The organism is Pseudomonas sp. UV AK001, from assembly GCF_046097675.1.
Classification (GTDB): Bacteria; Pseudomonadota; Gammaproteobacteria; order Pseudomonadales; family Pseudomonadaceae; genus Aquipseudomonas; species Aquipseudomonas kribbensis.
Window position 1 is genome coordinate 427186 of record NZ_JBJUVZ010000001.1, and the last position, 23492, is coordinate 450677.

At 61.1% G+C, this 23492-nt stretch carries 28 protein-coding genes and 1 pseudogene; 16 read left to right on the forward strand and 13 right to left on the reverse strand.

What is annotated here, in order from left to right:
* Nucleotide 1 precedes the first annotated feature (1 nt).
* The 3 genes from tusD to ACKLNA_RS01950 all read right to left on the reverse strand — a co-directional run bounded on the left by tusD (nt 2) and on the right by ACKLNA_RS01950 (nt 1531).
* On the reverse strand, nt 2–394 hold the full coding sequence (gene tusD, locus ACKLNA_RS01940) for a sulfurtransferase complex subunit TusD (RefSeq protein ID WP_408985542.1): 393 nt from the start codon (nt 392–394) through the stop codon (nt 2–4).
* A 77-nt stretch (nt 395–471) separates the two neighbouring features.
* A complete protein-coding gene (locus tag ACKLNA_RS01945; protein ID WP_119427043.1) occupies nt 472–1176 on the reverse strand; it encodes a YoaK family protein in 705 nt (234 codons plus the stop codon).
* A gap of 25 nt (nt 1177–1201) precedes the next feature.
* A complete protein-coding gene (locus tag ACKLNA_RS01950; RefSeq protein WP_408984680.1) occupies nt 1202–1531 on the reverse strand; it encodes a DUF6388 family protein in 330 nt (109 codons plus the stop codon).
* A gap of 134 nt (nt 1532–1665) precedes the next feature.
* Between ACKLNA_RS01950 and ACKLNA_RS01955 the strand changes: the two genes are divergently transcribed.
* Nucleotides 1666–2016 carry a hypothetical protein gene (locus ACKLNA_RS01955; protein ID WP_085712367.1) on the forward strand — a complete coding sequence of 117 codons (351 nt, stop codon included), beginning with the start codon at nt 1666–1668 and terminating at the stop codon, nt 2014–2016.
* A gap of 64 nt (nt 2017–2080) precedes the next feature.
* Here ACKLNA_RS01955 and ACKLNA_RS01960 read toward each other — a convergent pair whose 3' ends face one another.
* Nucleotides 2081–2506 (reverse strand): N-acetyltransferase, encoded by a 426-nt coding sequence (locus ACKLNA_RS01960; protein ID WP_085712366.1) that lies wholly within the window; start codon nt 2504–2506, stop codon nt 2081–2083.
* A 137-nt stretch (nt 2507–2643) separates the two neighbouring features.
* On the opposite strand from ACKLNA_RS01960, the gene ACKLNA_RS01965 reads away from it, so the two are divergent.
* The 4 genes and pseudogenes from ACKLNA_RS01965 to ACKLNA_RS01980 all read left to right on the forward strand — a co-directional run bounded on the left by ACKLNA_RS01965 (nt 2644) and on the right by ACKLNA_RS01980 (nt 5720).
* Complete coding sequence (locus tag ACKLNA_RS01965) at nt 2644–3081, forward strand: hemerythrin domain-containing protein (RefSeq protein WP_085712365.1); 438 nt, start codon at nt 2644–2646, stop codon at nt 3079–3081.
* Nucleotides 3082–3304: 223 nt separating this feature from the next.
* Nucleotides 3305–3940 (forward strand): lytic polysaccharide monooxygenase auxiliary activity family 9 protein, encoded by a 636-nt coding sequence (locus ACKLNA_RS01970; protein WP_408984681.1) that lies wholly within the window; start codon nt 3305–3307, stop codon nt 3938–3940.
* A 39-nt stretch (nt 3941–3979) separates the two neighbouring features.
* Nucleotides 3980–5008: pseudogene (locus tag ACKLNA_RS01975) on the forward strand (chitinase); the annotation flags it as partial.
* A 121-nt stretch (nt 5009–5129) separates the two neighbouring features.
* Entirely contained in the window at nt 5130–5720 is a 591-nt protein-coding gene (locus tag ACKLNA_RS01980) for an NUDIX domain-containing protein (protein ID WP_408984682.1), read from the forward strand.
* Here the strand turns inward: ACKLNA_RS01980 and ACKLNA_RS01985 are convergent.
* Nucleotides 5717–6232, reverse strand: a complete 516-nt coding sequence (locus ACKLNA_RS01985) for a methylated-DNA--[protein]-cysteine S-methyltransferase (protein WP_119427051.1) — start codon at nt 6230–6232, stop codon at nt 5717–5719. The genes ACKLNA_RS01980 and ACKLNA_RS01985 overlap by 4 nt on opposite strands.
* Nucleotides 6233–6367: 135 nt before the next feature.
* Here ACKLNA_RS01985 and ggt point away from each other — a divergent pair, with 135 nt between their 5' ends.
* The 3 genes from ggt (at nt 6368) to ACKLNA_RS02000 (ending at nt 9824) form a co-directional block, all read left to right on the forward strand.
* The gene (gene ggt, locus ACKLNA_RS01990) at nt 6368–8095 is read left to right on the forward strand and encodes a gamma-glutamyltransferase (RefSeq protein ID WP_085711597.1); all 1728 of its coding nucleotides are present in this window, start codon (nt 6368–6370) and stop codon (nt 8093–8095) included.
* Nucleotides 8096–8161: 66 nt separating this feature from the next.
* Nucleotides 8162–8695, forward strand: coding sequence for a cysteine hydrolase family protein (locus tag ACKLNA_RS01995; protein ID WP_408984683.1), 534 nt, complete (start codon nt 8162–8164; stop codon nt 8693–8695).
* Between the two features lie 109 nt (nt 8696–8804).
* Nucleotides 8805–9824, forward strand: coding sequence for a lysozyme inhibitor LprI family protein (locus tag ACKLNA_RS02000; RefSeq protein ID WP_408984684.1), 1020 nt, complete (start codon nt 8805–8807; stop codon nt 9822–9824).
* Between the two features lie 9 nt (nt 9825–9833).
* On the opposite strand, the gene ACKLNA_RS02005 is transcribed toward ACKLNA_RS02000, so the two are convergent.
* Nucleotides 9834–10475 carry a TetR/AcrR family transcriptional regulator gene (locus ACKLNA_RS02005; protein WP_265813974.1) on the reverse strand — a complete coding sequence of 214 codons (642 nt, stop codon included), beginning with the start codon at nt 10473–10475 and terminating at the stop codon, nt 9834–9836.
* Nucleotides 10476–10599: 124 nt separating this feature from the next.
* Here ACKLNA_RS02005 and ACKLNA_RS02010 point away from each other — a divergent pair, with 124 nt between their 5' ends.
* Nucleotides 10600–11058 (forward strand): GNAT family N-acetyltransferase, encoded by a 459-nt coding sequence (locus ACKLNA_RS02010; protein ID WP_408984685.1) that lies wholly within the window; start codon nt 10600–10602, stop codon nt 11056–11058.
* 5 nt (nt 11059–11063) lie between these two features.
* Here the strand turns inward: ACKLNA_RS02010 and ACKLNA_RS02015 are convergent, their stop codons facing one another.
* Nucleotides 11064–11363 carry a hypothetical protein gene (locus ACKLNA_RS02015; protein ID WP_408984686.1) on the reverse strand — a complete coding sequence of 100 codons (300 nt, stop codon included), beginning with the start codon at nt 11361–11363 and terminating at the stop codon, nt 11064–11066.
* Between the two features lie 158 nt (nt 11364–11521).
* On the opposite strand from ACKLNA_RS02015, the gene ACKLNA_RS02020 reads away from it, so the two are divergent.
* Nucleotides 11522–12967, forward strand: coding sequence for a SulP family inorganic anion transporter (locus ACKLNA_RS02020; RefSeq protein WP_248740747.1), 1446 nt, complete (start codon nt 11522–11524; stop codon nt 12965–12967).
* Nucleotides 12968–12986: 19 nt separating this feature from the next.
* On the opposite strand, the gene ACKLNA_RS02025 is transcribed toward ACKLNA_RS02020, so the two are convergent.
* Nucleotides 12987–13505 carry a carboxymuconolactone decarboxylase family protein gene (locus ACKLNA_RS02025; RefSeq protein ID WP_408984687.1) on the reverse strand — a complete coding sequence of 173 codons (519 nt, stop codon included), beginning with the start codon at nt 13503–13505 and terminating at the stop codon, nt 12987–12989.
* A gap of 133 nt (nt 13506–13638) precedes the next feature.
* On the opposite strand from ACKLNA_RS02025, the gene ACKLNA_RS02030 reads away from it, so the two are divergent.
* Nucleotides 13639–14460 (forward strand): cupin domain-containing protein, encoded by an 822-nt coding sequence (locus ACKLNA_RS02030; RefSeq protein ID WP_408984688.1) that lies wholly within the window; start codon nt 13639–13641, stop codon nt 14458–14460.
* A gap of 3 nt (nt 14461–14463) precedes the next feature.
* Here ACKLNA_RS02030 and ACKLNA_RS02035 read toward each other — a convergent pair whose 3' ends face one another.
* Complete coding sequence (locus ACKLNA_RS02035) at nt 14464–15357, reverse strand: DMT family transporter (RefSeq protein ID WP_408984689.1); 894 nt, start codon at nt 15355–15357, stop codon at nt 14464–14466.
* Nucleotides 15358–15447: 90 nt separating this feature from the next.
* On the opposite strand from ACKLNA_RS02035, the gene ACKLNA_RS02040 reads away from it, so the two are divergent.
* The 3 genes from ACKLNA_RS02040 to ACKLNA_RS02050 all read left to right on the forward strand — a co-directional run bounded on the left by ACKLNA_RS02040 (nt 15448) and on the right by ACKLNA_RS02050 (nt 17709).
* Nucleotides 15448–16779, forward strand: coding sequence for a PLP-dependent aminotransferase family protein (locus ACKLNA_RS02040; protein ID WP_408984690.1), 1332 nt, complete (start codon nt 15448–15450; stop codon nt 16777–16779).
* Nucleotides 16780–16834: 55 nt separating this feature from the next.
* The gene (locus ACKLNA_RS02045) at nt 16835–17224 is read left to right on the forward strand and encodes a c-type cytochrome (protein WP_408984691.1); all 390 of its coding nucleotides are present in this window, start codon (nt 16835–16837) and stop codon (nt 17222–17224) included.
* A 149-nt stretch (nt 17225–17373) separates the two neighbouring features.
* Nucleotides 17374–17709, forward strand: a complete 336-nt coding sequence (locus ACKLNA_RS02050) for a hypothetical protein (protein WP_114883948.1) — start codon at nt 17374–17376, stop codon at nt 17707–17709.
* An 87-nt stretch (nt 17710–17796) separates the two neighbouring features.
* Here ACKLNA_RS02050 and ACKLNA_RS02055 read toward each other — a convergent pair whose 3' ends face one another.
* From ACKLNA_RS02055 to ACKLNA_RS02065, 3 genes are all read right to left on the reverse strand, one after another.
* Complete coding sequence (locus tag ACKLNA_RS02055; protein ID WP_408984692.1) at nt 17797–18198, reverse strand: hypothetical protein; 402 nt, start codon at nt 18196–18198, stop codon at nt 17797–17799.
* Nucleotides 18199–18317: 119 nt separating this feature from the next.
* On the reverse strand, nt 18318–18797 hold the full coding sequence (locus tag ACKLNA_RS02060) for a phage infection protein (RefSeq protein WP_408984693.1): 480 nt from the start codon (nt 18795–18797) through the stop codon (nt 18318–18320).
* Between the two features lie 124 nt (nt 18798–18921).
* Entirely contained in the window at nt 18922–19488 is a 567-nt protein-coding gene (locus tag ACKLNA_RS02065; RefSeq protein ID WP_408984694.1) for a chorismate mutase, read from the reverse strand.
* Between the two features lie 128 nt (nt 19489–19616).
* On the opposite strand from ACKLNA_RS02065, the gene ACKLNA_RS02070 reads away from it, so the two are divergent.
* Nucleotides 19617–20972, forward strand: a complete 1356-nt coding sequence (locus ACKLNA_RS02070; RefSeq protein WP_408984695.1) for an MATE family efflux transporter — start codon at nt 19617–19619, stop codon at nt 20970–20972.
* A gap of 54 nt (nt 20973–21026) precedes the next feature.
* On the opposite strand, the gene ACKLNA_RS02075 is transcribed toward ACKLNA_RS02070, so the two are convergent.
* Nucleotides 21027–22457, reverse strand: a complete 1431-nt coding sequence (locus ACKLNA_RS02075; protein WP_408984696.1) for an amidase — start codon at nt 22455–22457, stop codon at nt 21027–21029.
* A 120-nt stretch (nt 22458–22577) separates the two neighbouring features.
* On the opposite strand from ACKLNA_RS02075, the gene ACKLNA_RS02080 reads away from it, so the two are divergent.
* Nucleotides 22578–23483 carry a LysR substrate-binding domain-containing protein gene (locus ACKLNA_RS02080; RefSeq protein ID WP_408984697.1) on the forward strand — a complete coding sequence of 302 codons (906 nt, stop codon included), beginning with the start codon at nt 22578–22580 and terminating at the stop codon, nt 23481–23483.
* Nucleotides 23484–23492 lie beyond the last annotated feature (9 nt).

The following is a 23492-nucleotide window of genomic DNA, read 5'->3' on the forward strand; positions in this document are numbered from 1 at the left end:
GTCATGCACCTCCGAAACAGATGAGGCGGTCGGCGTCCTGCACAGCATCATGCAACTGACCGAGACCGGACAATTCCCACGGCGCGCTGACGGCCACGGCATCACGCTGATAACGCCCGGCTTCCTCGGCATTCAACACGCCACGGCGCAGGGCGGCGGCTATGCACACCACGCCGTCGAGGTTTTGGTCAGTGATGAAATTGCGCCACTGTTTGGGCAGGTCCAGTTCGTCCTGCGGCGTGACCACGGCGTCGGACGCGTTATAGACCCCGTCCTGATAGAAAAACAGCCGGACAATTTCATGCCCGCCGGCCAGAGCAGCCTGCGCGAACAGCAGGGCGCGGCGCGAGGAGGGCGCATGGGCGGCGGAAAACAACGCAATGGCGAACTTCATGACGGACTCGATCAGCAAAACTGCGGCCATGATAAAGCTTTCTCGGCGGGGCGGCGAAGTCGATGTTGCCGCAGACGTCAGCGCGGCATGTATCCCAACTGCCAGCGCCGGGGGATTTTCAGCGAGACCAGGCCAATCAACGCAGCCAGCAAACCGCTGGCGTACAGCGCCTTGAGCCCCAGGTGATGTTCCAGCACGGCACCGAGGATGGCGCCGATGAACATCCCGCTCCACGGCACCAGTTGCACACGCCAGCCGTTGCGTCGCTCGCCCATGATCCAGCGCCCCAGGCCGCGGCCGAACCGTGAAAGCGCACCGGTTACATAGGTCAGCCCGACGGCCAGACCGTTCACTTCCTCCACCGCAGCATTGAGCATGCCCATGGCGATGATCGCTGCCAGCAGGGCCGGCAATTGCACCTCGGACGGCCAGGCGGCGGCCCCGCAGAGCAGCGTCGCGATGCACAGCAGCAACGGCAGTGCGCGGCGCCCGCCGAGGCGACCGATCACCACACCGAGGGCGTTGCCGACGATGAACGTGGCGACCAGGATCACCAGCCGCAGCGTCAGACTTACATCGCCATCACTGATCGCTACTGCCAACCGTGTGGTGTTGCCGCTCATGAATGAAACGAAGTCGCCACTGGCCATGAAGCCGATGGCATCGGTCATCCCCGCCAGCACCGAAAGCGCGGCCACCATCGCCAGGCCTATGCGACCGCGCCATTTTTGCGTGTGCAAGTGGCCGGGGCTGGCGCGGTGAGTCGAGGCGGTTGGCAGCATTGGCGCGGATGTCCTTGCGTAGAGATCAGGGTTCTATGCCATAAAGGTCGCAATATTCCAACCAGTCCATCCCGGCCATCTCCGCGACTTCGCGGTGCACTTCCAGGCGGCGCGCCTGATATTCCTCGGGAGTGGCTGCAGTCAGTTGCAGCGTCAGTTCCCAGGCGAACAAGCCCTGGCTTTCGGCCTCGGCTTCAAAGGCCTCGTGCAGACGCTCCTCGCGGTACTGTGCCGGGGTTTCGCCCTTGGCCTGGGCCAGTAACGGATTGAGATGGTCGAGGGTTTCGCGCAGCTCGGGGCGTGCGTCGAGAAACAGTTTCAGAGCATGTTCATGTCGCTGGTCGGTAGGCGCCATGGGGGTTCCTTGTGGGGCTGATGACCTTAATGTGCCGCAGCTGTCGGCGGGTGTCGCGCGCTAAATGCAGTAAAGCAGAACGATTTTGCGCATTGCGGTGATACAGTCCGCTTTTTTCCGAATGAGCGAATGCAATGCGAATGCTGATGGTGGCACTGGCGGCAACCCTGCTGGCCGGTTGCGCGGGTTCGGTGATGGAAGACGCCCGCACTCAAACTCCTTATAAGGTCCTGAATTCGGACAAGCCTGAAAAAGTCGTGGCCGAATGTGTGCAGTTCGCCTGGCAGGACGAAGCAGTGTTCGGCGTGGATGCGGCGGCGTACCTGCAACCGGGCAAGAAGGGCGGCTCGACGGTCTACACCCGTTCGGCGGAGTCGTTCGTCGACTTGACCACTGATGCGTCCGGCACGGTGCTGAACTACTACGCGCAGAAGGACGACTTTGTCGCCAAGCGCCGGTTGGCAGCGTTGGCGACCTGTCTGTAACGAGCGGTTGAGTGCGCTGAAGTGTCTGACCCTCGCCAGTTAGCTGGCGAGGGGGACGCTGAACTCAATCAATCAAGCGCTTCTGGAAAAAATGCCGCTTGTGCCCCAGCGGATAATCCTTGATCTCGCCACACTCGACATAGCCAAGCTTCTTGTAGAACCCGGGCGCCTGAAACTCAAAGGTGTCGAGCCAGATTCCCACGCAGTCTTTTTCTCGCGCAAATTCCTCGACCATCTGCATCAGTTTCGAGCCGATACCCTGGCCCCGGCCTTCTTCCGGCACGGCCAGCAACTCGATGAACAGCCACCGATAGAACGTGTGCCCATAAAGGCCACCGAGGATCGCGTCGTTATCGTCGCGCACCAGCAGCGCGACCGGCTCGTACAGCGAAGGCCCGGCCTTGGCGATGTTATAGGCACGCAGGGGCGCCAGGATGGCTGCGCGCTGTTCTTCGGTGGGGTCCTGTGACAGCTCGATCCGCAACGTCATGTTGTCTTCCTTGTAGTAATGAACCCCCAGCCTATCGTGCGGCAGTCGATTGAAGCAATCGCCCGGAACCGTTGCTCCCGCGCCGGGGTCTAGCCCTTGAAGGCGTTCATTCCGAATGCGTCTGCCTGGGAGAGTCCATGAATATTTTCGAAGCCCTTCGCGAGAGCCACGACCGCCAGCGCGGCTATGCCAAGACCTTGATCAAGACCAGCGGCGACACCCCGGAACGCGTCGAAGCCTACAAGCAACTGAAGGCCGAGCTGCAAGCCCACGAGACCGCTGAAGAGCGTCACTTCTACATTCCGTTGATGGAGTTCGACAACGGGGTCGATCTCAGTCGCCACGCCATCGCCGAACACCATGAAATGGACGAAATGATGGAGGAGCTCGACGAGACCGAAATGTCCAGTCCAGCCTGGCTGGCCACAGCGAAAAAGCTCTCGGACAAGGTCCATCACCACCTGAAGGAAGAGGAGCAGAAGTTCTTCCAGATGGCCGGCAAGCTGCTCGACGACAAACAGAAAGAACAGCTCGCCGGGCAGTATGAAAAGGAGTTCAAGGCGCAACTTCCCTGAGTGCTTGAATGCAGGTTTTTGTAATGACGCCGTGTAGGCTTTTTGCCATGCGTTGGGTGAGCGTCGTCGCAATGTACTGTATTTATATCCAGTATTTTCGGTGTTTTACGGATATCACTGCGGCAGGCTGCGACAAAACCGCCGATGGACAAAAAATCCCCCTCCGTTAGCTTGAAGACCTCTCCCCGGAAAGGAGAGTTCTTAAATCAATGGAGTGAAAAACATGAATCAACCACAAGCTCAAACCCAACTACGACACGGTCGCGTCATTTCCCCTGCAAGCCGCGGTGCGGTGGCCATCGAACAAGGATTGCTCGGTGGCTGGCAGGTCAACGAGATGGAAGGCGGCAAGAACTTCCCGGCACTGGTGGCCGGCCCGTTCCCGGCACCTTTCGAGTCGGACAACCCGAGTGTCGTGCCTCCGACTGACGGTCACATTCTCAGCGGCGGCAAGGACGACGCCCGTGACTGTGTGAACTTCACCGACGAGGAAATGAGCAAGAAGCTCGGTCGCCCGTTCACCTGGCCGCTGCTCAACGTCACCCCTGGCCAGACCCTCGAAGTGAAATGGGAATACACCGCGCCGCACACCACTCGCGGTTACCGCTGGCTGATCACCAAGGATGGCTGGGACCCGAAACAACGCATCACTCGTGCGCAACTGGAAACAAAACCGTTCGCCGAGGACTTCTATCCGCAAGTGCCGTACTACAGTCATTCGGCGGAGCTGAAGGCCAAGGTCAATCACGCGGTGAAACTTCCGGCCAACAAGCAAGGTCGTCACGTCATCGTCCTGATGTGGATCGTCGCCAACACCGGCAACGCCTTCTATCAGGCCTTCGATGTGGACTTCAAATAAGTCCGCAACACCTACCTACACGTTCTGAAGGATTAGAACATGTCAAATATCGACTTCACGTTAATGCAAAACCAGGCGAGCGACGCGGCTTCGCTGATGCCGAGCATCGCCGGCAAGAAGATCCTCATGGGCTTCTGGCACAACTGGCCCGCGGGCCCGAGCGATGGCTACCAGCGCGGTCAGTTCGCCAACATCGCTCTGGAAAACGTGCCCAAGGACTACAACGTGGTTGCGGTCGCGTTCATGAAGGGAAGCGGGATTCCGACCTTCAAGCCGTTCAACGTCTCCGATGCCGAGTTCCGCCGTCAGGTTGGCGTACTCAACAGTCAGGGCCGGGCGGTGCTGATTTCCCTCGGCGGCGCCGATGCGCACATCGAATTGCGTGCCGGTCAGGAGCAACCGCTGGCCAACGAAATCATCCGTCTGGTGGAAACCTATGGTTTCGACGGGCTGGACATCGATCTTGAACAGAGCGCGATTGATTTCGCTGCCAACAAGACCGTGCTTCCGGCCGCCCTGAAACTGGTCAAGGATCACTACGCAGGCCAGGGCAAGCATTTCATCATCAGCATGGCGCCGGAGTTTCCGTACCTGACCACCTCCGGCAAATACGTCGGCTACCTGCAGGCACTGGAAGGCTATTACGACTTCATCGCGCCGCAGTTCTACAACCAGGGCGGTGACGGTGTCTGGGTCCCCGAGGCCAATAACGGCAACGGGGCGTGGATCGCGCAGAACAACGATGCGATGAAAGAGGACTTCCTCTATTACCTGACCGAAAGTCTGGTGACCGGCACTCGCGGGTTCACGAAGATCCCTGCGGACAAGTTCGTCATCGGCCTGCCAGCCAACGTTGACGCTGCTGCCACCGGTTATGTGATCGACAAGAATGCGGTCGGCAACGCGATGAAACGCCTGGCGGTCAAAGGGCATCCGATCAAGGGTCTGATGACCTGGTCGGTAAACTGGGACAACGGCACCAGCAAGGATCGTGTGCCGTACAACTGGGAGTTCAGCCGGCGTTATGGACCGCTGATCAACGGCGTGGCGGCAGCCACGCAGGTGCCAGATGTCGCAATGGCCGACATGGCCCGTCAGCGGTAAATCGAATGAAAAAGCCCGGTAGCGCTGCCGGGCTTTTTTTCGCCTAACATGGGGCTTTTCCGGTCAAGACAGAGGATGAAGCGTCATGCCCAACACCGCCGAGCGGATCAACATCGTCGACACTCAGGTGTTGTCCCACGACTGGTACCTGCTGAAGAAAATCACCTTCGACTACCTGCGCAATAACGGTGAATGGCAACGCCAGACCCGCGAAGTCTATGACCGTGGCAATGGTGCGGCGATTCTGTTGTTCAACCGTGATAAGCGCACGGTGGTACTGACTCGTCAGTTCCGCTTGCCGGTGTTCGTCAACGGTCATGACGGTCTGTTGATCGAGGTGGCTGCCGGACTGCTGGAAGGCGCGGCGCCGGAGCAGCGTATCCGCGACGAGGCCGAGGAAGAAACCGGTTACCGCGTGCACGATGTAAGGAAGGTGTTCGAGGCGTACATGAGTCCGGGCTCGGTGACCGAGAAGCTGCACTTCTTCGTTGCCGAATACGACGCGGCGTCAAAGGTCAGCGACGGTGGTGGCCTGGAGGAGGAAACCGAAGAACTGGAGGTTCTGGAGTGGCGCTTCGACGATGCAATGGCAGCGTTTCAACGTGGCGAAATCTGCGATGCCAAGACCATCATGCTGTTGCAGTACGCGGCGATGAATAACTTCTTCGGCGCTTAAAACAGCTCACCGGTTTTGCCGATGTCTGACCACTGGCCACCTTCCAGTGTCAGCAAGCGCTCCTTGGCTTCAAGGCCGCCGGCAAACCCGGTCAGTTTTCCCGAAGCACCAATCACCCGGTGACAGGGCGCGATGATCGAAATCGGGTTTCTGCCGTTCGCCGCGCCGACGGCGCGTACCGCGCTGGGATGGCCGATCTGTTCGGCAATCTGGCTGTAGGTGCGGGTCTCGCCGAACGGAATGGTCAGCAACGCGGCCCAGACCTTTTTCTGGAACTCGGTGCCGGCAAAGTCCAGCTCCAGATCGAACGCACTTCGCGTTCCGGCAAAATATTCTTCCAGCTGTCGCGCGGTTTTCACCAATACCGGGTTGTCGGGTGCTTCGGTCATCGGCCCGAGGCGCACCCGGTTTGGTTTGTCGTTTTCCCAGAGGATGGCGGCCAGTCGTGAACCGTTCGCGACCAGCTTCAACTCGCCGACGGGCGAGGGCAGGGTGATGAACGTGTAGGCCATGGGGAAAACTCCGGGTCGGGTCGGCAACAGCGCCCAGCATACTGCCGGATCGGGGAGGCGCAAACCGCAATCGCGACCATACTGGCTGATGCTCTTGAAGCGCTTTCCTACCTTATAAAAAGAAGAGACCGACTCATGAAGTACGAACCTTTTGCCAAATCGCTGATCGCGACCTCATTGGCGCTCAGCTGCCTCATGGCCCATGCCGCCTCGGTTGCCCCGGTCGCCGCCGAAAACGGCATGGTGGTCACCGCCCAGCACCTGGCCACCCACGTGGGTGTCGATGTTCTGAAAAGTGGTGGCAATGCGGTGGATGCGGCGGTCGCCGTGGGCTACGCACTGGCGGTGGTTTACCCGGCAGCGGGCAACCTCGGTGGTGGTGGTTTCATGACCATTCAACTGGCGGACGGACGCAAGACCTTCCTCGACTTCCGGGAAAAAGCCCCGCTGGCCGCGACGGCCAATATGTACCTCGACAAGGATGGCAACGTCATTCCTGACCTGAGTACCCGTGGCCACCTCGCGGTGGGCGTTCCGGGCACGGTCTCCGGCATGGAGCTGGCGCTGACCAAGTACGGCACCAAGCCGCGCAAGGACATGATCGCGCCAGCCATCAAACTGGCGGAAGAAGGCTTCGAGCTGGAGCAGGGTGACGTCGATCTGCTGGACTACGCCACCGACGTGTTCAAGAAGGACATGAAAGATTCCGGCTCGATCTTCCTCCATAACGGCGAGCCGATGCAGGTCGGGCAGAAACTGGTGCAGAAGGATCTGGGCAAGACCCTGCGTACCATTTCCGAGAAAGGCGCCGATGGTTTCTATAAAGGCTGGGTAGCCGACGCCATCGTTACCTCCAGCCAGGCCAACAAGGGCATCATCACCCAGGCCGACCTCGACAAGTACAAGACCCGCGAACTGGCCCCGGTGGAGTGCGACTATCGCGGTTACCACGTGGTGTCGGCGCCGCCGCCAAGCTCCGGCGGGGTGGTGATCTGCCAGATCATGAACATCCTCGAAGGTTATCCGATGAAGGATCTGGGCTTCCATTCGGCCCAGGGCATGCACTACCAGATCGAGGCAATGCGCCACGCTTATGTGGATCGCAACAGCTATCTGGGTGACCCGGATTTCGTGAAAAACCCGATCGAGCACCTGCTGGACAAGAACTACGCGACCAAGCTGCGCAATGCGATCCAGCCACAGAAGGCCGGTGTCTCGGCTGAGCTGAAACCTGGCGTTGCGCCGCACGAAGGCAGCAACACCACGCACTATTCGATCGTCGACAAGTGGGGCAACGCGGTTTCGGTTACCTACACCCTCAACGACTGGTTCGGCGCGGGCGTGATGGCGAGCAAGACCGGGGTGATCCTCAACGATGAAATGGACGACTTCACCTCGAAAGTCGGCGTGCCGAACATGTACGGTCTGGTGCAGGGTGAAGCCAATGCCATCGCCCCCGGCAAGGCGCCGCTGTCGTCGATGAGCCCGACCATCGTGACCAAGGATGGCAAAGTAGTGATGGTGGTGGGCACGCCGGGTGGCAGTCGCATCATCACGGCGACTCTGTTGACCATGCTCAACGTCATCGACTACGGCATGGGCCTGCAGGAAGCGGTCGATGCGCCGCGCTTCCATCAGCAGTGGATGCCGGAGCAGACCAACCTCGAGGACTACGCCGCCAGCCCCGACACCAAGAAAATTCTCGAGAGCTGGGGTCACAAGTTTGCGGGCCCGCAGGACGCCAACCATATCGCTGCGATTCTGGTCGGAGCGCCGTCGCTGGGCGGTAAACCGGTGGGCAAGAACCGCTTCTACGGCGCCAACGATCCACGGCGCAACACCGGGTTGTCTTTGGGTTACTGAGAAGGGTAAAAAGGGGGCGGGCACACGTCCGCCCCTGTCTCAAGGACCGATCAAGGAAGGCTCACCATGACCACCGCATTGCTGATCATCGATGTCCAGCGCGCCCTGTGCACAGGCGAATACGAATGCCACGACATCAAACGGGTGATCGACACCATCAACGGCCTCAGCGCCCGGGCGCGCAAATCCGGCATTCCGGTGGTGCTGATCCAGCACAACGAAAAAGACAGTCCGCTCGCCCACGGCGCCGAGGGCTGGCAACTGGCTGATGGCCTGGCCACCGCGCCGGGCGATCTGCGCGTCGACAAGACCGCCAACGACTCGTTCTACCAGACCAACCTGCAGAAACTGATCCCCCGGGAAGACTTCGACCGCCTGGTGATCTGCGGCCTGCAAACCGATTACTGCGTCAACGCCACCGTGCGTCAGGCCCATCAACTGGGCTATGACGTGGAGCTGGCGGCCGACGCGCATTCCACCGTCGACAACGGCAACATGAGCGCCGAAGACATCATCGCCGAGCACAACAAGGACTGGGCGCACCTGACCGGTTCGGTGGCGCGGATCGATGTGAAGCCGGCGGCTGACATTGCGTTCTGATGGTCGTTTGCCGAAGCCTTCGGTTGTCTGCGCGCAACCGGTGAAATTTCCAGAGCATCGATAGCCGGAGCGCGGCATACTGCCGCCGCCTCAGGAATGGAATCTGTCGATGCTCGCTTTCAATCTCCGTCACGCCTTGCTGCTGACGTCCCTCGTTTTTGCTGCCAACACCTACGCTGCCAGTTTCGACTGCGCCGGCGCTTCCAGCCCGGTTGAAAAAGCCATTTGTGCGGATCCGTATACCTCGAGTCTTGATGAGAAACTTGGGGTGCTTTGGCGGACAACGTTGGCGCAGGTGGCTGACTCGCAAGCGCTCAAGGCCGATCAAAGAGCATGGTTGAAGAACCGCAGCCTTTGTGGCGCTGAACCGGCGTGCTTGCGTCGTGAATATCTGATGCGCCTGACTGAGCTGCAATATGCGACCAGAGCGTTCAACTGGGATGCCACATGGCAGTTGATTCCTCACGGGGTGAACTCGGGGTCTGAAGTGATCATCAAGCGTCAGGACGCTACACACATCCGCTTTGAGGTTTCAGCACAGGAGGGCGCCAACTCTGGTGATCTGGAAGGTATTGCTGTGTTGAACGGTGGCGAAGCCCGTTTCGAAGAGGGTAGTTGCACGCTTGTTTTTCGAGCGATCAATGGTGTTCTGGACGTCACACAGAATGGCGATGACGTTGATTGCGGCGGCGGTATGGGGGTCTTTTACTCAGGTCGTTATGTGGCGTCCGATAAGCCGGTTTCGCTGAATTACAACCTGTTAAGCCTTGGACTTGCTCGTACGCAGCAAGAGGATCAGGCGCTGCATAAACTGCTCAAGGGTGATTATCAGAAGCTGGTGGACCGTACGAGCACCATGACTGTCGGCGACCCGGCGGTTGATGTGCCTGATGCAGAGGTCATCGAGATGTGGGTGCGTGGACTGGGCAATATGAACGCGGCCATTCTGATGCGTGGGGCCAGTAACCGTTTCTGGGTGCTGATGTTGGTGCCTGAGAATGGGGGACATACGCGAGCCCGTTATTACACCAATGTACCGGAATGGAAAAAGCGCCTGCCTGCTCAGTTCCAGGCATGGTACGAGCGGATGGAAGGTGACCGCGCACTACCTCTGGACATCATGCCCTGACCCTCCCGTTCAAGTCGCAAACATCAACCTGCGAACATCACTCACCGGCTCGGACACCACGCCGCCCAGCACCAGCCGCGTGATGGTATCCGCCGCCCTTTCATAATCCTCATCCTGCGGCACTTCGCGCCCGGTGATGCGCCCCATCTGCCAGCCGATATTGGTGTAGGTGCGCGTCGCCGACCAGATGAACAGCATCAGGTGCTCGGGATCCACCGGGGCCAGCAAGCCGCGCTCGATCCAGCTGCGCAGGCACTCGACATTGCGCCGGGCTTCGGCGTGCAGCAGGTCGCGGCATTCATCGGGTAGCTGGCGACCGCCCAGCAGCAGTTCACCACTGAACACCTTGGCAATCGCCGGATGCTCGCGGGCGATGCGGATGCGTGCCGCGACGTAGGCACGCAGGCCGATCAACGGGTCGTCACTTTCGCGCAGCACCGCCGAGGCTTCCAGCAGCGGCTCGACGAAGCCGAGCAGCACTTTGCCGTAGAGGTTTTCCTTGCTCTGGAAGTAGTAATAGAGATTGGCCTTGGGCACCCCGGCGCGGGCGGCGATGTCGCGGGTCTGGGTCGCGTCGAAGCCGTTGGCGGCGAACTCTTCGCTGGCGGCCTTGAGAATCTGTTGCTGGTTGCGTTCGCGGATGCTGCTCATGGAAGGCGTTGAAAGTCTGGCGATTTCGGTATCGAAATATACAAAACTATATAGCGATTAAGCCAGCGAACTCGACGGACAGCGCTATGCTGCTGCAATCATTTGACGGGATCGGGGAGGGGATATGAGTCTTCAGGCAATACGCGCCAGTGCGGAACATCTGGAGGCGGTGGCCGAACTGTTCGACGGTTATCGCGGCTTTTACGGTCAGCCATCGAATCTCAAGCAATCGCGGGCCTTCATCGCCGAACGCATGGCCGGCAATGAATCGGCGATTTTTCTGGTTGAAGATGAAAACGGCGAAGCGCTGGGATTCGTACAGTTGTACCCGACGTTTTCTTCGATAGACGCCCACCGGACCTGGTTGCTCAGCGACCTGTTCACCACGCGGGCCGCTAGAGGCCGTGGCGTCGGGCGATTGCTGATGAACACCGCACGCGACTTCGCCGTGGAAACCGGCGCCAAGGGCCTGGTACTGGAAACCGCCACCGACAATTTCACGGCACAAGGGTTGTACGAATCCCTTGGCTGGGTGCGTGACACAGGCTATTACACCTACAACCTGGACTTGCGACAGGGCTGATTCGGTCAGTCGGCCCGGGCCAGCAATCGTTCGATCTGCGCCAGTTCCCAGGTGCTGAGCAGGCTGACCGGGTCGGTGCCGAAACGTTGAGTGGTGTCGAGTGTCCATACGCGACCTTCCGGGGACCGGCATTGCAGGCAGTGGTGCAGGCGTTGGCCGTCAAAGTCGAATGACAGGAACCAGCCGTCGATCTCGACCGACATCTGGCCGGCCCCGGATTCCTGTGCAATACGCCGTAATGCGCAAACGCCCAATGCCGCATCGCGCAGGCGCTGGCAGACTTCGCGGGTGGATAGCGGTGACATGTTCAAACCCGTCGATCAACGAAGCGCGCAAGCATAAAGCGCCGGGCCGTCCCTGTCAGCGATCGCTGGCCCGTGTCCGGGCAATTGCGTAACATCCGCACCCTCTTTTTCCCGCGAATACAGCGGCCGCCAGTCGCGGCCGCGCTGTCAGGTAAGCCATGAAACCGATTCGTCTGCGCGCCGATGTCCTGGCCGGACTCACCACCTCGTTTGCCCTGTTGCCCGAATGCATTGCGTTTGCGCTGGTGGCCCACCTCAATCCGCTGATGGGCCTGTACGGCGCCTTCATCATTTGCACGCTGACCGCGCTGTTCGGCGGGCGGCCGGGCATGGTTTCCGGTGCGGCCGGTTCGATGGCGGTGGTGATCGTCGCGTTGGTGGTGCAGCACGGTGTGCAGTATCTGCTGGCGACGGTGTTGCTCGGCGGCCTGATCATGATGGCGTTCGGGCTGTTGCGCCTGGGCAAACTGGTGCGCATGGTGCCGCACCCGGTGATGCTCGGGTTCGTCAACGGTCTGGCGATCATCATTGCGCTGGCGCAACTGGAGCATTTCAAGAGCGGCGAGCAGTGGCTCAGCGGCACCCCGCTGTACCTGATGACCGGGCTGGTGCTGCTGACCATGGCCATCGTCTACATTCTGCCGCGCCTGACCCGCGCCGTGCCGCCGGCACTGGTGGCGATCCTCGGCGTCGGGGCGCTGGTCTATCTGCTGGGCCTGCCGACCCGCACCCTCGGCGACATGGCGCACATCGCTGGCGGTCTGCCGACGTTCGCGCTGCCGGACATCCCGTACAACCTCGAAACCCTGCGCATCATCGCGCCCTACGCGATCCTGATGGCACTGGTCGGCCTGCTGGAAACCCTGCTGACCCTCAACCTCACCGATGAAATCACCGAAACCCGTGGCTACCCGGATCGCGAATGTGTGGCGCTGGGCGCGGCGAACATGGTCTCCGGTGCGTTTGGCGGCATGGGCGGTTGCGCGATGATCGGCCAGACCGTGATCAACCTCAGCTCCGGCGGGCGCGGGCGATTGTCCGGGGTGGTAGCGGGCGTGCTGATTCTGCTGTTCATTCTGTTTCTGTCGCCGCTGATCGAGCGGATTCCGCTGGCGGCGCTGGTGGGCGTGATGTTCGTGGTGTCGCAGCAGACGTTTGCCTGGGCCTCGTTACGGGTGCTGAACAAAGTGCCGCTCAACGATGTGCTGGTGATCATCGCGGTCACCACCATCACAGTGTTTACCGATCTGGCCACGGCGGTGCTGTGCGGGATCATCATCGCGGCGCTGAATTTTGCCTGGCAGCAGGCACGCGAACTGTACGCCGATGAACATCTGGAAGCCGATGGCAGCAAACTCTATCGCCTGCACGGCACGCTGTTTTTCGCCTCGACCACGCCGTTCCTCAATCAGTTCGACCCGGCCAACGATCCACAGCGCGTGACGCTGGACTGCCGGCATCTGAGCTTTGTCGACTATTCGGCCATCGCCGCGCTGAAAACCCTGCGCGAACGCTACGCCAAGGCCGGCAAGCAGTTGCAGGTGTTTCACCTGTCCGAGCGCTGCAAAAAACTGCTGAAACGCGCCGGGGTCGACCACGACTGAGATCGACCCCGGTCACGGATCAGGCATCGATAGCCGGGAAATCGATGTCGGTCAGTGCGGCGTTGTTGAGGTAGTTGGTCAGGGTCTGCACGGCGACGATGGCGATCACTTCGATGATCTTCTTGTCGTCGATGCCGGCAGCGCGCGCGGCGGCGATCTGCTCATCGCTCAGATGGCCACGGGTTTCCGTCAGTTGATGGGCGAGGGTGGCGAAGGCATTCAGCCGACCATGACGGGCCTCGATGATTTCTTCTGCTGCCAGCCCGGTCTTGCTGGCAAACAAGGTGTGCGCCGCCAGGCAGTAATCACAGCCGTTGACCTGCGACGTGGCAAGGTAAACCGCCTCTTTTTCCTTGGCGCTCAGGGACGTTTTGCCCAGCGTGGCGGAGACTTGCACGTAGGCATCCAGTGCAACGGGGGCAACCGCCAGGGTCTTGAACAGGTTCGGCAGGAAACCGATTTTTTTCTGCACGCCTTCCAGGGTCGGGCGGGTGGCGTCGGTGGCGTTTTCAAGGGTGATCGGGGCAATGCGGCTCATGGTGATTCTCCGAAAGTCCGGTGCGAAGTGCGCCGGGGATGGAGGTCATGTTATTGAGCGAGGCTGGTGCCTTGGGTGCAAATCGTCGAGGATATGCGACAGATCGTCCAAACCTGTCGTCGAGGATTCGTCCATGGATCGCTTGTCCACGTTGCTCAGCCACTTCGGCGTGAATGCCGGCACCTTCCACAGCGGTACTTTCTGCGGCATCAGCGCCTATGGTGGCGATCAGGTCTGCGGCCATGTGCATCTGTTGCAGGCCGGGCAAGTGCTGCTCAAACCGGGGAATGACCCCGAACTCACCCTCAGTGAACCAACCCTGATTTTCTTCCCCCGACCGTTTGCTCACCGACTGTTCGCCGACGAGGCCATGAACACGCAACTGGTGTGCGCCTCGCTGACCTTCGATGGCGGCGCAGGCAATGCGCTGGCGGGGGCGCTGCCGGATTATCTGGTGCTGAAACTCGCCGACCTGCCGGAAATGACCAGCACTCTGGAATGGCTGTTCAAGGAGGCATTCGATGGTCATTGCGGGCGCGAAGCGGTGATGGATCGGCTGTTCGAACTGTTGGTGATTCTGCTGCTGCGCCATCTGATCAGCAGTCGCAATCAGCAGCCGGGCATGATGGCGGGGTTGGCAGACCCAAAGATTTCCCGTGCATTGAGCCTGATGCACGACCAACCGGCCAAGGCCTGGAGCGTCGCCGAACTGGCCGCGACCGTGCATTTGTCCCGTGCCGGTTTTGCCGAGCATTTCCGGCGAGTGGTGGGGCAGACACCGGTGGATTATCTGGTGAGCTGGCGCATCAGCCTCGCGCAGAAACGTCTGCGCGAAGGGCGGCCGATTGCCTTGATCGCCGAAGAAGTCGGCTATGAAAGTCCTTCGGCGCTGGCCCGGGCGTTTCGACGCAAGACCGGGCTCAGTCCACGGGAGTGGAAAGCGGGAGCGAACTGAAGCTTATCTCGCGAATTTCTTCGCCCCGGCCACGCACAGGATCACGCCCAACGTGACCACCAGCATGCCGACGCTGACGTGTTCATGCAGCAACGTCGCCGCCAGCGCCAGGCCAAAAAAAGGCTGCAGCAACTGCAACTGCCCGACCGCCGCAATCCCGCCCTGCGCCAGGCCGCGATACCAGAACACAAAACCGATCAGCATGCTGAACAGCGAAACGTACGCCAGGCACACCCACGCCGACACGCTGATGCCGCTGAACGAGGCGGGCGCCCGCCATACGCTGAGCACGGCCATCACCGGCAGCGACAACACCAGCGCCCAGCAGATCACCTGCCAGCCGCCGAGGCTGCGCGACAGTTTGGCGCCTTCGGCGTAACCGAGGCCGCAGGCAAGAATCGCCGCCAGCATCAGCAGATCGCCGGTGGGCGACGCGGTCAGCCCTTGTGAGATTGCAAAACCGACCACCAGCGAACTGCCCAGTAACGAAAAGATCCAGAACACCGGGCGCGGTCGTTCACCGCCGCGCAGCACGCCGAAAATCGCCGTCGCCAGCGGCAGCAATCCTACAAACACAATGGAATGCGCCGACGTCACGTATTGCAGCGCAAGGGCGGTCAATAGCGGGAAACCCACGACCACGCCCAGTGCCACGATCAACAACGAAAACCACTGATTCCGCGGCGGACGTCGTTCGCGAAACAGCCACAACAGGCACAACGCCAAGACCCCGGCGATGGTGGCGCGGATGACGGTGAGGAACACCGGGTCGAATTCCAGCACCGCCAGTCGCGTGGCCGGAAGCGAACCGCTGAAAATCACGACGCCGATGAAACCGTTGATCCAGCCGCTGGTTTTTTCCAGGGCCGGGGCGGGCAGATTCGTGGTTTGTTCCATGTCGGTCACGCTCAAGAGTGGGGTTGCTTGTGGCTCATCCTAGGGTTGAGAATCAGCACAATCAAAGAATTGTCATGGATACATCCCGACATGCCGCGTTCCCGTTACAAGACCCTCGTTGATACCTATGCCGCCGACATTCGCAGCGGTCGCCTGTTGCCCGGCACGCGTTTGCCGACCCATCGACAACTGGCGGCGAGCGAAGGACTGGCGCTGGTCACAGCGTCGCGGGTGTATGCGGAGCTTGAGGCGATGGGGCTGGTCAGCGGCGAAACCGGGCGGGGCACGTTTGTCCGGGAAACTTCGTTATTGCCAGGGCAGGGGATCGATCAGAAAGACATTGCCGTCGGCATGATCGACCTCAACTTCAACTATCCGTCGCTGCCGGGACAGGCCGATCTGCTGCGCACCGCTTTGCGGCAATTAGCGCTGTCCGGCGACCTCGAAGCGCTGCTGCGTTACCAGCCTCACGCCGGTCGCCAGCATGAGCGGGCATCGGTTGCCCGGCACTTGCAGGCCCGAGGCCTGAGTGTCGACGCCGAGCAGGTGTTGATCGTCAACGGCGCCCAGCAAGGTCTGGCGGTGACGTTGATGGCACAGCTCAATCCCGGCGATGTGATCGCGGCCGATGCGCTGACCTATTCAGGTTTCAAGGTGCTCGCCGAAGCGTTGCACCTTGAAGTGGTGGCGATTCCTGTGACGGCAAACGGCCCGGATCTGGCGGCGCTCGACAGGCTCTGCCGCAGTCGCCCGGTGCGTGCCGTCTACAGCATGCCGACCCTGCACAATCCGCTGGGCTGGGTGATGCCGCTGGCGCAGCGTGAACACTTGGTAGCGATTGCCCGACAGCATGATCTGACGATCATCGAAGACGCTGCCTACGCCTTTCTGGTCGATAACCCGCCGCCACCGCTGGCGGATCTTGCGCCGGAGCGCACGGTGTACGTCTCGGGGCTTTCGAAAAACATCGCTACGGGCCTGCGCGTCGGCTTCATTGCGGCGCCGCTGAAAATCGTCCCGGCACTGGATCGCATCATCCGCGCCACCACCTGGAATACGCCGGGGGTGATGACCGCGATGGCCTGCGGCTGGCTCGACGACGGCACCGTTACTTTGTTGGAGGCGCAAAAGCGCGATGACGCCCGGGCCCGTCAGGTGCTGGCCGCGGAAATCCTGCAAGGCTTGCCGATGGTTGGTCATCCGTCTTCGTATTTCCTGTGGCTGCCGCTACCGGAAGACGCAAGGTCCGATCAGGTGGTGATCGAGCTGATGAAGGAGCAGATCTCGGTCACCAACGCCGAGCCGTTCACCGTATCGGCCCATGTGCCCCACGCGATCCGGCTGGCGCTGGGCTCGGTGGACATGCTTGTCCTGCGTCAAGCCTTGCTCAAAGTCCGGCAGGTGATCGCGGCTTACCTGTAGCGCAACGCTCCCCGCAGGATTACCCTTGGCGCCGCCGAAGATCTGGATGCTCCCGATGAAAAACACCGCGTTACTGACCCTCGCCCTGATCCTCAACGCAGGCCTGCTCGGCACTCCCGCCCTGGCGGCGGGCGACGCCGAGGCCGGCGGCAAAATCTTCCCGCGCCTGTGCGGCGGCTGCCACCAGGTCGGCGAATCCGCCCGCCCCGGATTTGGCCCGCAACTCAACGGCATCATCGGTCGCCCGGCAGGGACGTCGGCGAACTACGTGTACTCCGATGCGATGAAGAACTCCGGCATCACCTGGAACCGCGAAACGCTGACGGCGTATCTGAAAGATCCGAAAGGCGTGGTGCCGGGGACGCGGATGATCTTCTGGGGGCTGAGTGATGAGGAGAAGATTGATAATTTGTTGGCGTATCTTCAGTCATTCACTGAGCAATAACGAAGGGCCGTGGGCGTTGTGGAGAGCAGTGCCGGTATTCCACGCGCTTCATGAAACATTTCCAGATTGATACCAATGTGCCATTGCCTCCAGTAAAGTGTGCGCCGCCCGAGAGATGGATCCCGGGCGTTTACCCATGGAGTCTTGCAGTGAAATACCTCAGCAAAGTAGTCGCCGCCGCACTGTTCGGTGTGGTTCTGGCAGGTTGCACCGGCACCCCGATGAACAGCAAACACTACGACAGCAATCAGTACACCGTGATCGGCCACAGCGAAGCGACCGCCACCGGCCTGATGCTGTTCGGCGTGATCCCGATCCGGCAGAACAGCCGTTTCGTCCGTGCGCAAGAGGCCGCCATCCAGGCCAAGGGCGGCGATGCGATGATCAACACCCAGGTTCAGGAAAACTGGTTCTGGGCATGGGTTCTGAGCGGCTACACCACCAAGGTCTCCGGTGACGTGGTCAAGCTGAAAACCGTTCAGTAAGCGACGGTTGGATGTGAAAAAGCCCGGCGAATGATGCCGGGCTTTTTATTGAGTTGGCGGCAGACTTTCCATGCAGGCACAGAGCCGTCAAATGAGTTTGCGTCGCACCGCCAATGCAATCGAGGCGAAGCTCTTGCCGGTTCCAGGATTTGATGCCGAGGTATTCTGCAACGCCGAAATGTCTTCCCAGCGATCAACGGATTCAATGCGCTCGTGCGAAGCGTCCGTATCGATTTCAAACGCGATGAAGCGCTCATCCTGGTTCAACAGGCGCCCGAAGAGCCGAGGCATGCCTGGAAAGTCGATTTCCAGTTCGATCACGATTGACTTGGACCAATCGACGCCTTGAGATTCCCCGAATCGGCGCAGTGAGGCAGGCACACCACGCTCGCGCCATTCGTGGGCCGTCAGCATCAGGCGATGGGCGGTGACTTCGTTTTGCTCCTGTACGTTGAGCTGTTTTTTCTTCAGTAGTCGTTCAATGTCCATGGAAACCTGAATCTCGGCGCGGTAACCGCAGCTTACCCGGCAGTCGCAAGAAACGCGCGCAAAGAAAAGCCCGGCTGATCAGGCCGGGCTTTTCTTTGTCTTGCGAAAGCGTTTTCAGGTCATGCGACGCGGCGTTCGATCAGACGATCCGAACCACCTTCGGCAACGCGACGTTCTTGCAGACGATCCGAACCACCTTCGGCAACGCGACGTTCTTGCAGACGATCCGAACCACCTTCGGCAACGCGACGTTCTTGCAGACGATCCGAACCACCTTCAGCTACGCGGCGTTCCTGCAGGCGATCCGAACCACCTTCGGCAACGCGGCGTTCTTGCAGACGATCCGAGCCACCTTCGGCAACGCGGCGTTCTTGCAGACGATCCGAGCCACCTTCGGCAACGCGGCGTTCGATCAGACGATCCGAGCCACCTTCGGCAACACGGCGTTCCAGCAGACGATCCGAACCACCTTCAGCTACACGCTGTTCGATCAGTCGATCCGAACCGCCTTCGGCGATCATGGTGTGCGCGGGTTTGGCTGCAAAAGCGTTGACTGCAAGTACCGAGAAAGCGATGCCGAGAAGGATTTGGCGTTTCATGATCGTGTGCTCCGGGGTGTTGTTGGGTTGGTATGGAGCAGATGTTACGCCCGGGATTTTTTATGAGAACTTCATTGGCGTGATGGTGACTATCGACGCCAGCGATGGATGCCTGAACCCCGATTCACGGGGCCGTCGCCCGAATGCATAGCTCCCCGGTGGCACGGGTCAGGGCCAGCTCGTGCAACGCATCATGAGTCAAACCGCTACGCGCCTTGGCCAGCCATACCGGGCAATTCGGGTCGTGCCGGTAGGGAGTGAAGTCGGCGTATTGCTGCAACAGACGGGTTTGCAGCTCATCCAGACGCGGCCGAATCTGTTTGCCCAGATCCGGACGCGGCGTGTCCGGCGCAGCGCCGGCCGCCTGCCACTTCACGAGCAAACCGTATTGCACCAGTTTGTTGGCTTCCATCTGCGCGGCGATCAATTGCGCCACGTCTTCCGGGTCGAGCTTGCGTTCGGTGGCCAGCGTCCGGGCATTGGCAATGACCTGGGCTTCGCGGGGACTGTCCTGGATCGGCTTGCCGCTGTCCCATTTGGTCAGGGCGACGAGGTCGCCGATGTTCAGGCGTTCGTTCAGGGTACTCAGCAGGCTTTGCAGCGCTTCAGGCGCTGGTGTCGGGGCGGCGTTGGCTGTCGTCGCCAGAACGGCAAAAAGGGTAGAGGTCAGCAGGGTCGAGACGCGGGACATGGGATCGGTTCACTTCCATTTTAGACAGGTGGTGGAGATTACGAAGTTTTAATGCAAAGGGGTACGACCTGAACGGCTGTGCATACCTTAGACTCTCCCACATTGCCTCCTCCCGAGACGGACTCTCAATGCAAACCCCCGCCCAAAACCCCCTCTGGAAAACCTACCTGCTGTTCCTCGCCCCGATGGTGCTGTCGAACTTCCTGCAGTCGATGTCGGGCACGGTCAACAGTATCTACATCGGCCAGATGCTCGGCACTCAGGCGCTGGCGGCGGTGTCGGGGATGTTTCCGATCATCTTTTTCTTCATCGCGCTGGTCATCGGTCTGGGGGCCGGGGCAGGGGTGTTGATCGGTCAGGCGTGGGGCGCGCGCGAGTCGCATATGGTGAAGGCGATTGCCGGGGCGACGCTGTTGCTGGGGGTGTTGATCGGGCTGGTCGCGGCGGTGTTTGGCAGTGTGTTTGCGCGTCAGGCGTTGCAGGGGTTGGGCACGCCGGCGGACGTGCTGGATGATGCGGTTTCCTACGCCCGGGTGATGATGTGGACCTTGCCGTTTGTGCTGGTGTACGTGTTGTTCACTCAGCTGTTGCGCGGGGTGAGCGACACGCTGTCGCCGATGCTCGCTCTGCTGCTGTCGACCGTTGTCGGTCTGGCGCTGACCCCAGCGTTCATTCGCGGCTGGTTCGGCTTGCCGCAACTGGGCATTCAGAGCGCGGCGTTCGCCGGTCTGGCCGGTACGCTGGCGGCGATGGCGTGGCTGGCGTGGAGCCTGATCCGCAAGGGCCATCCGCTGGCGCCGGATCGGGAGTTCTTTGCGTCGTTGCGGCTGGACGGCGAGATTCTCGGCAAGGTGTTGCGCATCGGCCTGCCGACCGGGGTGCAGATGATCGTGCTGTCACTGTCGGAGCTGGTGATTCTGACTCTGGTCAATCAGCACGGCTCCCAGGCGACGGCGGCCTATGGCGCGGTGACGCAGATCGTCAACTACGTACAGTTTCCGGCGCTGTCGATTGCAATCACCGCATCGATCCTCGGTGCCCAGGCGATTGGCGCCGGGCGGCTGGAGCGCATGGGGCCGATCCTGCGCACCGGGTTGTGGATCAACGTGTGCCTGACCGGTGGCCTGATCGTGCTCGGTTACCTGTTGTCGCACTGGTTGCTGGGGCTGTTCCTCACCGAAGACTCGACCCGGGCCATGGCCGAGCACTTGCTGCACATCATGCTGTGGAGCCTGTTGATCTTCGGCTTTCAGGCGATCATCGGCGGCATCATGCGCGCCAGCGGCACGGTGCTGGTGCCGGTGGCCATCGCGATCATTTGCGTGGTCGGCGTGCAATTGCCGGCGGCGTACTGGCTGGACGGGCAGTTTGGTTTGCAGGGTGTGTGGATGGCGTTCCCGGTGGCGTACCTGGGGATGCTGGTACTGCAGACGCTGTATTACAAACTGGTCTGGCAGCATCAGAAGATCGAACGGCTGGTGTAGGGCTGACCGTCAGAAAACGCAGGGCCGTTCCCGGAGGAACGGCCCTTTTTGCTTTCAGCGGCCAGCGTGAATCAGCGGCCGCTGGTGATGCCACGGCAACGCCTGCTCCAGTTGCGCGGCCAGACGCAACAGAACATCGTCAGCCCCGAAGCGAGCGGCCAGTTGCACACCGATCGGCAGGCCGCTGTGTGACATGCCCAATGGCAGGGAGATGGCCGGTGTTCCCGCAACGTTGAACACCGGGGTGAAGGGCGAATGCTCGAAAACTCGCGCCGTCCATTGCAGGCCGTCCAGAGTCTCGGCGCCGCGATTGTAGAGACCGATGGCTTGCGGCAGTTGCGGCAGGGTCGGGGTCAGCAGGATGTCGATGGACTCGAACCACGCGGCCACTTGCCGGGCGACGCTGTTGCGCACTTCCAGCGCGGCGGCGAAATCCGTACCGCGCGATTGTTGGCCGAAGGCGTAACAGGCGAGGGTGGCCGGCTCCAGGGTGCTGCGATCGACGGGGCGCCGGATAGCGGTGGCGAGATGATCGATCCAGCGCACCAGACTTGCACACCAGATGTGCGCGTTGGCCTCGACGAACGCGTCCCACGACAGGCCGAGCGGCGCCCGCACGGTTTCTACCTGATGGCCGAGGGATTCAAGCTCTCGGGCAACACGGGCCGTGGCATCACTGATCTCGGGATCGACGCTGGCCCCGTTCCACGGCGCATCGAGCAAACCGATACGCAAGCGTCCCGGATCGCGGCCGACCTGAGCCAGAAAACCTTCGGCCGGTGCCGCCGTGTAGTAAGGATCTCCCGGCGCACAGCCCTGCACCACATCCATCAGCGCCGCGCTGTCGCGCACCGTCCGCGACAGGCCCAATTGCACGCCGAGCCCGGCAAACACCTCGTCCATCAATGGCCCGTGGGAGCTGCGGCCGCGCGTCGGCTTGAGGCCCACCAGCCCGTTGAAGGCGGCCGGAACGCGGATCGATCCGGCAGCGTCGGTGGCATGGGCGATCGGCACGATGCCCGCCGCGACGGCAGCCCCGGCACCACCGCTTGAGCCTCCGGCGGAAAGTTGTGGGTTCCACGGGTTGCGGGTCGGGCCTTGCAGGAGGGAGTCGGTTTCGGTGCTGAACGCCATTTCCGGGGTGGTGGTGCGCCCCAGCGTCATCAGCCCGGCGGCGTTGAAGCGTTGCATCAGCGTGGAATCGCTTTGCGCGACCAGCCCTTGGGCCAGTCGGCTGCCCAGTTCATTGCGCCGCCCGGCAGCGGTGATCGCCAGGTCCTTGATCAGAAACGGCACCCCGGCCAAAGGGCCGCTGCCCGTGGTTGCGGTCGGTGTCCAGTGCTCGATGACGGCGTTGATCGATGGGTTGACCTGCCGTATCGCTTCGATGGCCAGAGCGGTCAGCTCTTTGGCGTGGACTTCGCCTGAGGCAACCAGTTGCGCGAGGCCGATGCCGTCATGTTCGGCGTATTCGTTGAGGTTCATGGATAGCACTCCGAGAGGGAGCGTCGATATTAGGTCGCAGGGTTTCAGATGATTAGCCCATAATCACGGCATGAAATGTGCCATGAGTGGCACAGTTGATTGTCCTCAGGCAGGCCCGAAATGATCCGTGACTTGAACGACACGCTGGTGTTTGTCTGCGTGGTGCGCCTCGGCAGTTTCACCGCAGCCGCCCATACCTTGCAGATACCGAAAACCACGGTCAGCCGCCGGGTGCGCGAGCTGGAGCAGGCCATCGGTGTGCAACTGCTGCGTCGCACCACCCGGCAGTTGAGCCTGACCGAGGCCGGCGCGGTGTATTACGAGCAGTGCAAATCCATCGCCGACACCCTCGAGCACGCCGAACGGGCGGTGCATCAATTGCGTGACGGGCCCCGTGGCTGGTTGCGGGTGACGGTGCCGTTTTCATTCGGGGTGAGCTGGTTTGCGCCGCTGTTGGCCGGGTTTCGTCAGGCGTATCCGGAGATTCGTCTGGAGATTCTGGCGTCTCATGTGCCGATGGATCTGGTGGGCGAGGAGATCGATGTTGCACTGCGGCTGGGGGCTTTGCCGGACTCGAGTTTGATCGCCCGTCGGCTGGCCAGTTTCCCCACTGGCATTTACGTGGCCCCGGAATATCTCGCCCGTCACGGAACGCTGCAATCCCCGGAAGAATTGCTTCACCATCAGACGTTGACGCTGCATCAGGCTCGGCGCGATGTCGGTTATGTCTGGCCTTTGCGTCGGGAAGGGGGGCGGCTGAGAGACTATCGAGTCGAGCCCGCCATCCTCGCCAACGACCCGGCGCTGTTGCACGACGCGTTACTGGCAGGCGAGGGACTGAGCCTGGCGATGGATCAGAGCATGAAAACCGATGTGCAGGCCGGACGCCTGATCCGGGTGTTGCCGGAGTGGATCGGCCCGCCGCAGGATCTCCACGCGGTCACGGCTCGCGAACATCTGCCATCGCCCAAGGTGACGGCGTTGATCGGTTACCTGAAGGCGCACATGCCGGACGGAGTGGCGTAAGCGGCGGTT